Genomic DNA, 12405 nt, shown 5'->3' with positions numbered 1-12405 from the left:
GTGCCAAGTTAAACAGCGTCTGCACCTGTTTCACCTGTACGAATACGGATGACTTGTTCTAAGTTCGTCACGAAAATTTTTCCGTCACCAATTTTTCCAGTGCTAGCAACACGCGTAATAGATTCAATGACGGAGTCAACCATGTCATCGCTAATCGCGATTTCAATTTTGACTTTCGGCAGGAAATCTACAACGTATTCAGCACCACGATAGAGTTCAGTATGGCCTTTTTGACGACCAAAGCCTTTCACTTCAGTTACAGTGATGCCTTGAACACCAATTTCAGACAATGCTTCACGAACATCATCCAATTTAAAAGGTTTTACGATTGCAGTTACGAGCTTCATGTTTGTTTTCCTTCGGCTTATTTCACCAGTAAGGTTTTACGTTCAAATTTCATGCCAAGATTCCTAAGGTCGGGGGAAATTAGAAAGCCCGGCATGCGGTTTATTTATACCTTATTTTATACTTATAAAGGTTTTGAATCTTTAAAAAACCGACATTTTTTATGTGGATTTTTACAATATCTCTTATCGATTAAGCCTATATTTTGTCTGAAATACTAGGGTCTGTATTCGAGCAATGCTAAACTGTCGCTTCCTTTCGATGGCGATGGATCAGACAATGATTGAAACCCTATTACAAGCAATTTTGCAGCAAGTTGAACAACCTAAGAAAGATCTGGAACAGAATATTCGTGCTCTATTAAATGAAGCTGTGACAAAAATGGATCTGGTGTCCAAAGAAGAAATTGAACGTCAACGTACTGCCCTCGATAATGCCAATCATCGCCTCAATGATTTGCTGAAACAGGTTGAAGCCTTAGAAAATAAAATTTCGAATAAAAAATAAGCACAAGTACAGTGCACAAAAGACCTAAGACCGATAAAAATAATGCACTAAATTGGAACAATAATAATGTCTTTTGCCAAAATTTATACGCGAGGCTTGCTTGGCCTGCACGCGCCTTTAATTGAAGTCGAAGTTCATGTCAGTTCCGGCATGCCTTCACTCACGATTGTGGGGCTTCCTGAAGCCGCAGTCCGGGAAAGTAAAGACCGGGTGCGTTCTGCCATTTTAAATAGTGGCTTTCAGTTTCCGACCAAACGCCTGACCATTAATCTGGCTCCAGCAGATCTACCGAAAGATGGTTCGCGTCTGGATTTACCGATTGCTTTAGGTATTTTGGTCGCCTCCGGACAGCTTCCGGAAAACTGCACCGATGATCTTGAGTTTATTGGAGAATTGGCTCTCGATGGTCAACTTCGCCCAGTCACAGGGATCCTGAGCATTGCGATTGCCTGTCAACATGATCAGCATCAACTGATGCTGCCGGGTCCGAATGCACAAGAAGCCTGCCAACTCCCGGACTTTAAGGTCTTTGCTGCCAATCATCTAAAAGAGGTGTGTGAGCATCTTGCTCAGACGCAGTGCTTAGCAGAAATACAAACCATCCCAGTCGATACCAACCATTTTTATAAATGTGATCTTGCCGATGTCAAAGGCCAATTGCGGCCACGGCGTGCACTGGAAATTGCAGCAGCGGGTGGCCATTCCCTGCTGTTTCGAGGACCACCGGGGACAGGAAAAACCTTACTCGCATCTCGATTAGCCAGTATTTTACCGCCTTTAAAAACCCAGGAAAATCTGGAAGTTGCCAGTATTTATTCAGTCGCCAATGCCAATCATCCTTTTGGCCAGCGGCCGTTTCGAGCCCCGCATCATACTGCTTCTGCTGTTGCACTGGTCGGTGGCGGCTCACACCCCAAACCGGGTGAAATTACGCTGGCGCATTTGGGCGTGTTATTTCTGGATGAATTGCCTGAATTTGATCGAAAGGTACTGGAAGTTTTGCGCCAGCCTCTGGAAGCCAAAGAAATTGTGATTTCTCGTGCATCACGTCAGATCACTTTTCCAGCCAATTTTCAGCTGGTGGCTGCCATGAATCCCTGCCCATGCGGTTATGCCTTTAATCAGGATATTCGCTGCCAATGTTCGCCTGACAGTATCAAGCGCTATCAGAACCGGATTTCAGGGCCGCTGCTGGATCGGATTGATTTACATATTGATGTACCGCCCTTACAGGCGCATGAGTTACAGGATAATCGGCCGACAGAGGACTCTGAAACGGTCAGACAACGCGTGATAGCAGCTTATGAGATTCAGATGCAACGGCAAAATAGCTTGAATATGAGTTTGAGTCCAAAGCAGCTAGAACATTATGCTGGCTTGGATCAGACTGCCCAGAATATGCTTGAACTGGCTCAACAAAAACTGAATTTATCCGCACGTGGCTATCATCGGGTATTACGGGTGGCACGTACTATTGCTGATTTAAATCAAAGCACAGAAATCCAGAGTCAGCATCTGTCTGAAGCTTTGTCTTATCGGGGACAGCAACAGATCTAAATCAAAACAGATAAAAAGCGACCTGAGGTCGCTTTTTATCTGGAGGAAATTAGAAGCTATAAGCCAACCCGAAGACCACTTTATTATTTTGTTTTACATTATTACGATCATAACCACCCAGAATATAATTCATGCTTGCCGTTACGCCTGTATCGGCAAGCGGCTTGCTTAAACCGATATCAAAATGACGGAAGCCAAAGCTTTCAGTTGAGTCAGGAATATAATCACCACTTTCTTTATAAATATACAAACCCAGTGCGGTATCCAGGCTAAAATCATGAGGTAAGGCATAGCTATAGCTGCCTTTGATGTAGGTATCGCCAGTATTGCCCCAAGCGGTATCTTCCAAAAGTGTTTGAGCGCTTATACCGAAATCTTTGTAGCTCAGACCTAACATGGTTTCAAAGCCATTCGAGTCTGTATTTCCGACATCATAGTAATAATAGTAAGTTAAACCGACGGTATAAGCCAAATCTTCATTAATTGAACCGTTATAACCTGCATAAAAGTTATTTTCGAATTCGCTACCATTATCGCTGCCATAATCTAGGGTTGAACCCCACCATCCTGCATAAAAACCAGAGGCATGGTTATAATCGAGTCCACCTTGTAATGTCGCGCCTTTATTTTCAGGTACATTGGTGATACCACGCAAGTTATAGCTCGAAAGTACGCTAATATTTCCAGAGAATGTATGTTCCGATGCAGGTTCAGCTGCAAAAGTGAAAGTAGATGCAGCACCCAGCACAGCAACGGATAAGGCTTTTAAAATTAGTTTCATTATATGGCTCCCCAAGACCGTCCTCAGACGTTTTTATGATCATTTATTGCACTCGGGATAAACTTTGCAAAAGCTATGCCAATCGAGAAAGAAATACAAATGAGCTAAAAATAGAAAAATACTTTCCACTTTAAGCATTTGATTTAAAATTAAAAAATAGAATATTTAAAATACCTTTACGCTGGATAATTCATTCTCAAAATGTTTTTCAATACTCTCTTACTGTTTTTTTAAACAATATATATTTATTTACATATTGCCTCTTTTTAACCCCATTTCCATATTGATTAAAATTTATGCTAAAAAACAGTGCATCATCACCACTCTTGATCTTGTTGTAGAATTTTAACTTTAAAAAAGTAAATAGACTGAACAGTTCTAGGATGAAGATGCTTAAGCTCATTATTTTGATATTTAAATATACTATTGTTTTTAATAAATTTTTTATGATAGATAAAAAAATACGCCACTCAATATTCAATTAGATTCTTATGTAATCTGTAAAAAATCTTAACTTTAGTGGAATATCGTAAATAAAAATGACATTTATTCAGCGAATCTTATACAATTCCTAAAAATTTCCATCAATTTGTATAAGGCTCTCTCCCAATGCAAAACACAAAAAAATTAACATTGGCAGTTTTGATTCAGGCTGCATTGATCTCAACCGCTTTTGCTAGCGAGCAAAGTGAGTCTAAAGGTTTTGTAGAAGATGCAGAAGGATCTGTACTTTTCCGTACTGGTTATTTATCTCGTGATAAGAAAAATGGCGTAGCAGATACAAGTTCAGCTGCACAAACTGCAATCGTGAAACTGGATTCTGGCTTTACTCAAGGTGTAGTCGGTTTTGGTGCCGGGATCATCGGTGATGCTTCTTTCAAACTAGGAAACAACAAAAATGCCGGTAATGGCATGATTCCTCGTGAAAATGGTTTCAACGCTGACGGTGATTACGTTAAAGGCGCTGGCGATACTTATGATCATTGGGCGCGTGGTGGTGCTTATGTGAAAGCTCGTGTATCTAATACCACTGCTGTATATGGTACCCAAGTTTTAGATCTTCCTGTATTGGCATCAAATACTGCACGTCTCGTTCCTGAATACTTTGAAGGTGTATTAGTTACTAGTAATGAAATTGATAACCTGTCATTAACAGCTGGTAAATTTACTAAAAACCAATATTCAGACCAAATCGACTCTGATGGTAACGAGCTCGATAGTGCTGTTGTTTGGGGCGCAAAATATAAATTTAGTGATGCGCTAAACGCTTCTTACTATGGTACAGATATTAAAGACCGTTTAGACCGTCATTATGTGAATGCGAACTATAGCTATGCAGTAGCCAATGGCGGCACTTTAACTCACGATTTTAGTGGCTATCATACTGAGTGGGATAAAAAAGCTGATGGTGGTGCATATACTTATTCTCATACCACAAATGACTTAAGTAACTTAAGCAACAATATTTGGGCTATTTCTACCACTTACAATACTGGTCCGCACAATGTCATGGTGGCTTACCAACAAAATACTGGTAACACAGGCTATGACTATGGTTTGGGTCGCGGTGTAGGTGATGGTCATCAAACAATTTATCTACCAAACTCATATCTATCTGATTTCATTGGAAATAATGAAAAATCAGCACAACTTCAATATACCTTTGACTTCGGTGCTGTAAATGTTCCTGGTCTATCTTGGACTTCAGCATTTGTATATGGTTGGGATATTGATGTACCAGCAGACCCTGAAGGCGATCGTTCAGTGTTAGCGACTAGCGATGCTCATGAACGTGAATTCTTTAACCAGGTGAAATATACTGTTCAATCTGGTTTTGCTAAAGATGCAAGCTTGCGTTTACGTCACTCTTACTACCGTGCAAGCAATGATTACCAATCTAACTACATTGGTGACACCAACGAATGGCGTATCTGGTTAGACATTCCTGTGAAATTATTCTAATTCACTCGAATTTCAAGCCATAATAAAAAACCTGCACAATGTGCAGGTTTTTTTGTTTAAGCTTTAAAAAGTTAAAGACTTAAACTGAAAAAGCAAATGAATTATTTATTTGCTTCTGCATAAGCTGCAATTGAGCTGAGTACTTCTTGTTTCGCAACATCAGCACCTTCCCAACCGCTTAACTTAACCCATTTTCCAGGCTCTAAGTCTTTGTAGTGCTGGAAGAAATGTTCAATTTGGCTAATCAACAATGGCGGAAGATCAGTATATTCCTGAATATCTTTGTAGATTGGAGTCAATTTGTCGTGTGGAACTGCAACCAGTTTCGCATCAACACCACCATCATCTTCCATGTTCAGTTTACCGACAGGACGGCAACGGATCACAGAACCTGGCTCTACTGGGTGTGGCGTTACAACCAATACGTCAAGTGGATCACCATCAAGAGAAAGTGTATTAGGTACATAACCGTAGTTTGCTGGGTAGAACATTGCTGTACCCATGAAACGGTCTACGAATAATGCATCAGAATCTTTATCAATTTCGTATTTGATCGGTGCTGCATTGGCAGGAATTTCGATAATCACATAGATGTCGTTTGGCGCATCTTTACCCGCTGGGATATTGCTGTAGCTCATAGCATCACTCTTTAACAAGTTATATCTTTTAAAAAACCGCGACAATTATAACGGTTTTTAAAGAAATTTTTGGATTTTAAAATATCGAACTGTAAATATGTCCGCGAACTGTAATTGATTGCTTAAACGATCTTGATGATCAGCAGCAATAAAGCCACAGGACATAAGATTGAAAGCAGCCAGACGATCGAACGTAAAGTCGCCCAGTTGGCCAGATAACAAATGCCGTACAACACACGAAATACCAGATAGGCTATCCCGAAGGTCATGACCAGGGTTTGAGGAACCACCATATATTCAGCCATTAAAATAGCGGCAATAAACAATGGTAAACTTTCAAAACTATTTTGCTGGACGGCATTGGCACGGCTCGCGAGGCCTGTTGATTTTGCCAAAAACTCTCGTGGATTCTGATTGTCTTTCGCGCTAAAGCCTGCCGATTTCTTTGCAATCAAAGTAAATACATAAGGCAAAAGACAAGCGGCTAAAATGAGATAAATAATCCCACTAATGCTGTGCATCTGTTTTTTCTCATGAAAATTTTATCTCTATCATAGCATGGCATTTCGTGAATAAATTTTGTTAAATAGGATGCTTTTTATTACTTATTAAGGATTCACTATGGTTGCGCCTGAGCAAAATGAAATGTTCGATGTCCTCGAGAAACAGCGCCAGCATCAACGTCAAGTGGATCGCGTTTTAAAAATTGTGCTGCCGATTGTGGCATTTTTAATGGCCGTAATTTGTGCCAATATGAATATCTGGTCGCCGATCTTCACCTTTGCGCTGTTATGGATTGCCTTTTATGCGGTCGGGATCAAGCGTATGCCACTCTGGCATTGGGTGGTGGCGATTTTGCTGTACTGTTTAATCGACAATATTCTCAGTTATGGCAGCTTTAACCAGACCGGATTTACCCGTCAGTTTGGTACCATGTTTATATTTCTGGGAGTGGTCGGTGTCGGCCGTCCTTATTTCGACCGCTGGCTGATGAAAAAATAAAAACCTGCAAATAAAAAAAGCGCCATCAGGCGCTTTTTTTAATATCGAGTTTAAGCTGTTTTACGTAAATCTTTACGCAGGATTTTACCCACGTTCGATTTCGGTAATTCGTCCATAAACTCCACATAGCGTGGACGTTTATAACCGGTCAGATTTTCTTTAGCGAAGGCCAAGACTTCTTCTGTGGTCAAAGACGGATCTTTTTTCACAACAAACAGTTTCGGTACTTCACCAGATTTTTCATCTGGCACACCAATCGCAGCCACTTCCAGTACTTTTGGATGGGTTGCAACAACTTCTTCAATCTCAGATGGATACACGTTAAAACCAGACACTAAAATCATGTCTTTTTTACGGTCTACGATTTTCACATAACCACGTGAATCCATGACACCGATATCACCAGTACGGAAGAAGCCATTAACCATGACTTTTTCAGTTTCGTCTGGGCGGTTCCAGTAGCCTTTCATGACCTGAGGACCACGGATTGAAATTTCACCTTGCTCACCCAGTGCCACTTCATTGCCGTCATCATCCAGAATCGCCACTTCAGTTAATGGCAATGGAATACCGATGGTGCCACTGAATTCTTCAGAAGCAGGCGGGTTTGCCGTTGCAACCGGAGAGGTTTCAGACAAGCCATAACCTTCAACAATATTGGTTCCAGTGAGCTTTTTCCATGCTGCTGCTGTAGAAGGAAGTACCGCCATACCGCCGCCCATCGCCATTTTCAACTTGCTATGATCAAGCTGTTTGAACTCTTCATTGTTCACCAGCGCATTGAATAGTGTATTCACTGCCGGGAAGAAAGTCGGCTGGTATTTACGTAGTTCCTTCATCACCGCAGGAAGATCACGCGGATTCGGAATCAGGACGTTGGCCTGACCTTTATACATGCCATAAAGTGCGCACACCATGAATGCAAATATATGATAAAGCGGCAAGGCACAGAAAATACGGTCATCTGGCTGGCCATCTTGTGCACCAAACTTACTCTGGAAGATCCCGTCACACTGCAACATGTTCGCAACCAGGTTACGATGTGTCAGTTCAGCCCCTTTCGATACGCCGGTAGTACCACCGGTATATTGTAGAACCGCGGTATCGCTCAGGCTCAACTCAGGACGTTTGTAATTGCTCGGGCTAATTTTATTTAATGCCGTATTGAATTTCACGTGGCCTGGAATGTCCCAAGCTGGAATCTGCTTACGCACAGAACGCAAGACAAAGTTCACCAGAGTTCCTTTCAAAGCACCCAGCATATCGCCTACAGAAGCAATAACCACATGTTTTACCGGGGTTTTACCCAGAATCGCCTGGTAAACAGAGGCAAAGTTCTCAATAATCACCAGAACTTCAGAACCTGAGTCATTGAGTTGATGCTCAAGTTCACGCGAAGTATAAAGTGGATTGACGTTGACCAGTACCAACCCTGCGCGGAAAACCCCAAGTGCCACGACCGGATACTGAAGAACGTTTGGCATCATCACTGCCACACGTGAACCTTTTGCCAACCCCAAGCTTTGTAAATACGTTGCAAATTTACGGCTCGCTTCTTCCAGATCATTGAAAGTCATGGCCTTATCCATAAAGATAAAGGCATCACGCGAACCAAATTTTTGGAAATTACGTTCAAAAACATCGACTAGAGAAGTATTCTCTGCCGGTAATTCTACTGTTTCCGGAATCCCTGTCTTTTGGTATTCAGCCAACCAAATTTTTTCCATAATGCCCATCTCTCCAATCATAATCCTTAGTGTTTTCAACTGTTTTTTTCAATATCACACGCCATTTTTAGACTTGTATATGTGCAATATTGCATCCATCTTGTTGAATCGTTGTTCATATATAACGTATTTTACAGGATGGATGCTAGTCTTATCTTTGAATCAACAGTTTATTTGCTTTTTGATATCCGCGTGGTAAAAGCTGTCCTTTTGCACCGCGCTTGCCGATATATTTCTGCAAATCATCCCCTTTTAATTTTAACTGCTGTTGTCCTGCAAGCACTTGAATTATTTCATCAAGCTTTAATATTGTCATGGACAAAATTTGATCACCACCTTCAAGTTGTATCAATTTATTTCCTTTACCTTTGTTCAATACAGGCAATTCTGCTAAATCGACAATCAACAGGCGTCCTGCTGAACTGAGCAGTGCAACATGCGTGGCATCTTCGAGTGGCTGCAGGCTCATGACTTGCGCCCCATCGGATAAGTTCAGGAAGGCCTTCCCTGCTTTGGCATTGGTATCCAGCTGTTTGGCCTGCGTTTTAAAACCATAACCCTTGTTACTCAGCGCCAGGACTTCCGTCTCATCCTCTGCAACAAAGACCTGTTTAAAACCGATGCCGCTGGCAGGTGATAATTTTGAACTTAAAGGTTCACCCAGACCACGCGCCGACGGCAGGTTATTGATTGGCAAGGCATAACTACGTCCCGATTCATCTAATATATAGACACGCTGATTGGATTTGCCCTGTGCATGGCTGAGATATTGATCACCGGCACGGAAATTCAGATTTTCAGCGTCAACATCATGGCCTTTGGCACAGCGAATCCAGCCAGCTTCCGACAAAATAACGGTCACAGGATCGGCTGGTAACATTTCATTTTCATTAATCGCAGCAGCTTCGGCACGTTGCACCAGTGGCGAACGGCGATCATCGCCAAATTTCTTGGCATCATCTTTCAGTTCATTGATGATCAGCGCTTTTAAAGATTCCGGATTGGCCAGCTGTTCACGAATCACCGCAGCCTTCGCTTCCAGCTCGTCCTGCTCACGGCGCATTTCCATTTCTTCAAGCTTGGCCAAATGACGCAATTTCAGCTCCAGAATGGCTTCGGCCTGAATCTCATCAATGCCAAAGCGTTCCATTAACACGGGCTTGGGCTGATCTTGTTCACGAATAATCTGAATCACTTCATCGATACTCAAGTAGGCAATGATCAGCCCCCCCAGAATATGCAGGCGTTTTTCGATTTTGTTCAGATGATATTGCAGACGGCGGGTCACCGTGGTTTTACGGATCTCAATCCATTCCAGTAAAATGCGACGAATCGATTTCACCTGTGGACGGCCATCAGCACCAATCATATTCATGTTGACACGGTAGCTCGATTCCAGATCAGTGGTGGCAAATAAATGACTCATCACCGCTTCGGCATCAATCCGGTTAGAACGCAATACAATCACTAAACGGGTTGGATTGGCATGATCCGATTCATCCCGTACATCGCTGACCAAAGGCAGTTTCTTGGCCTGCATCTGGTCGGCAATCTGGGTGATGATTTTGGAGCCTGAGACCTGATATGGCAGTTCGGTAATCACAATTTCATTTTTATCGACGGTATAGACCGCGCGCATACGATAACTACCACGACCTGTGACCTGAATTTTTAACAGTTCAGCAGGTAGGGTAATAATTTCTGCTTTGGTCGGCAAGTCCGGCGCAGGAATATATTCTGAGATTTTTTCATCGGTCAGATTCGGGTTACGAATCAGGGCAATGGTGCCTTTAATCACTTCACGCAGGTTATGCGGCGGAATGTCGGTGGCCATACCGACGGCGATTCCCGTTGTACCATTTAAGAGAATATTCGGTACACGTGCCGGCAAGTTCACCGGCTCTTTCATCGAACCGTCAAAGTTGTCCTGCCAGTCACAGGTACCCTGACCCAGTTCAGACAGTAACAGTTCACTGTACTGAGACAGTTTGGCTTCGGTATAACGCATTGCGGCAAAAGACTTCGGATCATCGGGTGAGCCCCAGTTGCCCTGTCCTTCAATAAACGGATAACGATAGCTAAACGGCTGTGCCATCAGCACCATGGCTTCATAACAGGCCGAGTCACCATGCGGATGATATTTACCCAGTACGTCACCGACGGTACGTGCAGATTTCTTTGGTTTGCTGGTCCATTTCAGGCCCAGCTCACTCATGGCATAGACAATACGGCGCTGTACCGGTTTCAGGCCATCACTGATGTGCGGTAATGCCCGATCCATAATCACGTACATGGCGTAATTCAGATAAGCTTGTTCGGTAAATTCTGCTACGGAGCGGTTTTCTGTCGCATGATGCGCAAGGCTTGTCATAACAACCTATAGTCCTAAATAATTCGTTTTTGTATCAATGTTTCTTATGCTATGTCGCGGCTGGGGATGACACAAGAGCATCAAATGCCTCAGCGCGACAATTTGTGTCTTATGGCCTAAAAATATCCACTTTATAGACCCTAAGCAACTAAAAATTCATCAAGTTTATAAGCCCATCGACTCAAGGGTCTTGCCTTTGGTTTCTTCACCCAAAACCAGAATCACGATTGCAACGGCAACCAGAACCGCAGTAAACATGGTGAAGACATAACTGAAACCATTTGGCATGCCCATCAGATGGGTGACAGCAAAAGGTGCTGCGATGCCCCCAATTCGGCCTACTGCGCCAGCCCAGCCTGAACCAAAAGCACGGATATTGGTTGGATATTGTTCTGGTGTATAGGTATAAAGCACGCCCCAAGCACCCAGATTAAAGAAGGACATCAGACAGCCCCAGATCACAATTTCGGTGACACTGCCCGACTGGCCAAAGAAATATGCCGAGATGGCACACATGCCGATGAAACCTGCCAAGGTCGGTTTACGACCGAGTTTTTCGACCAGCCATGCTGCCACCAGATAACCGGGCAACTGCGCTAAAATCATAATCAGCACGTATTCAAAGGACTGGACGATGCTATAGCCTTCTTTGACCAGCAAACTTGGCAACCAGGTAAAGATGCCATAATAAGAAAATATAATACCGAACCAGATCAGCCACAGCATGAGGGTACGACGCGCAAAGATACCCGACCACAACTGGGTAAATGAAATATACTGTTTCTCTGCGACCGGCTTCACTTCAAAGATTTCATAAACTTCAACGCCGCATTGACGCTCGATCTTTTTCACCAGTGCCGAAGCTTCTTCTACACGGCCACGGTTAATCAGAAATGGAATAGATTCCGGCACCATTTTCCAGATCACAATCGCATATAGCGCAGGCAGACCACCGATCAGGAAAGCGGTTTGCCAGCCAAAATCCGGAATGACAAAGCGCGATACCAGAGCCGCAACCAACCAGCCCAGTCCCCAGAAGCTTTCCAGCAATACGATAAAACGGCCACGCACATGCGCAGGAATATATTCACTGACCAGCGTCACTGCCACGGGTAACTGTCCACCCAGACCTAAACCGACGATAAAACGAAACACCAACAACCAGGTCAAATTCGGTGCAAAAGCGCAGGCCGCTGTAGCCAAGCTATAAATCACCAGTGTCACAGCGAATACGGTTTTACGGCCGAAACGGTCTGCCAGACCACCTGAACAGATTGCACCGATTGCCATACCAACAAAACCAATCGACACTACCCAGCTTTTTTGATCCGCAGTCATCTGCCAGTCTTCAGCCATTTTTGCCAGAATAAACGAAATCAATCCGGTATCCATGGCATCAAACATCCAACCGAGTCCAATCACCACCAGCAAGGTGTAATGAAACCGACCAATCGGTAAGCGTTGTATGCGAGAAACTAAATCCATAACAAAAATCTCTGATCAGGTGGAACGGGA

11 protein-coding genes are annotated in these 12405 nt (G+C 43.2%); 4 read left to right on the top strand and 7 right to left on the bottom strand.

Translation table 11 applies throughout. The features are described from left to right. Positions 1-8: 8 nt before the first annotated feature. On the bottom strand, positions 9-347 hold the full coding sequence (gene glnK / locus LOZ91_RS03850; protein WP_005094485.1) for a P-II family nitrogen regulator: 339 nt from the start codon (positions 345-347) through the stop codon (positions 9-11). A 277-nt stretch (positions 348-624) separates the two neighbouring features. On the opposite strand from glnK, the gene LOZ91_RS03845 reads away from it, so the two are divergent. Together LOZ91_RS03845 and LOZ91_RS03840 are read left to right on the top strand one after the other, a co-directional pair. After that, a complete protein-coding gene (locus tag LOZ91_RS03845) occupies positions 625-852 on the top strand; it encodes an accessory factor UbiK family protein (protein WP_244782685.1) in 228 nt (75 codons plus the stop codon). 66 nt (positions 853-918) lie between these two features. After that, positions 919-2409 (top strand): YifB family Mg chelatase-like AAA ATPase, encoded by a 1491-nt coding sequence (locus tag LOZ91_RS03840; protein WP_005094488.1) that lies wholly within the window; start codon positions 919-921, stop codon positions 2407-2409. 49 nt (positions 2410-2458) lie between these two features. On the opposite strand, the gene LOZ91_RS03835 is transcribed toward LOZ91_RS03840, so the two are convergent. Then, positions 2459-3190, bottom strand: coding sequence for a TorF family putative porin (locus LOZ91_RS03835; RefSeq protein WP_244782684.1), 732 nt, complete (start codon positions 3188-3190; stop codon positions 2459-2461). A 609-nt stretch (positions 3191-3799) separates the two neighbouring features. Between LOZ91_RS03835 and LOZ91_RS03830 the strand changes: the two genes are divergently transcribed. Further along, entirely contained in the window at positions 3800-5152 is a 1353-nt protein-coding gene (locus LOZ91_RS03830; protein ID WP_244782683.1) for an OprD family outer membrane porin, read from the top strand. A gap of 101 nt (positions 5153-5253) precedes the next feature. On the opposite strand, the gene ppa is transcribed toward LOZ91_RS03830, so the two are convergent. Beyond that, positions 5254-5790 (bottom strand): inorganic diphosphatase, encoded by a 537-nt coding sequence (ppa, locus tag LOZ91_RS03825; protein WP_086214507.1) that lies wholly within the window; start codon positions 5788-5790, stop codon positions 5254-5256. Positions 5791-5912: 122 nt separating this feature from the next. Continuing rightward, complete coding sequence (locus tag LOZ91_RS03820; RefSeq protein WP_244782682.1) at positions 5913-6311, bottom strand: MAPEG family protein; 399 nt, start codon at positions 6309-6311, stop codon at positions 5913-5915. Between the two features lie 100 nt (positions 6312-6411). Between LOZ91_RS03820 and LOZ91_RS03815 the strand changes: the two genes are divergently transcribed. Next, positions 6412-6792 carry a hypothetical protein gene (locus LOZ91_RS03815; RefSeq protein WP_244782681.1) on the top strand — a complete coding sequence of 127 codons (381 nt, stop codon included), beginning with the start codon at positions 6412-6414 and terminating at the stop codon, positions 6790-6792. 50 nt (positions 6793-6842) lie between these two features. Here the strand turns inward: LOZ91_RS03815 and LOZ91_RS03810 are convergent, their stop codons facing one another. The 3 genes from LOZ91_RS03810 to LOZ91_RS03800 form a co-directional block, all read right to left on the bottom strand. After that, the gene (locus LOZ91_RS03810) at positions 6843-8519 is read right to left on the bottom strand and encodes a long-chain-fatty-acid--CoA ligase (protein ID WP_005094498.1); all 1677 of its coding nucleotides are present in this window, start codon (positions 8517-8519) and stop codon (positions 6843-6845) included. Between the two features lie 151 nt (positions 8520-8670). Continuing rightward, on the bottom strand, positions 8671-10890 hold the full coding sequence (parC, locus tag LOZ91_RS03805) for a DNA topoisomerase IV subunit A (protein WP_244782680.1): 2220 nt from the start codon (positions 10888-10890) through the stop codon (positions 8671-8673). Positions 10891-11055: 165 nt separating this feature from the next. Then, the gene (locus tag LOZ91_RS03800) at positions 11056-12375 is read right to left on the bottom strand and encodes an MFS transporter (RefSeq protein ID WP_005108434.1); all 1320 of its coding nucleotides are present in this window, start codon (positions 12373-12375) and stop codon (positions 11056-11058) included. Positions 12376-12405 lie beyond the last annotated feature (30 nt).

It is taken from the genome of Acinetobacter sp. F-1 (assembly GCF_022869025.1).
GTDB lineage: Bacteria > Pseudomonadota > Gammaproteobacteria > Pseudomonadales > Moraxellaceae > Acinetobacter > Acinetobacter pseudolwoffii.
This window is presented reverse-complemented; position numbering and strand designations above follow the sequence as displayed.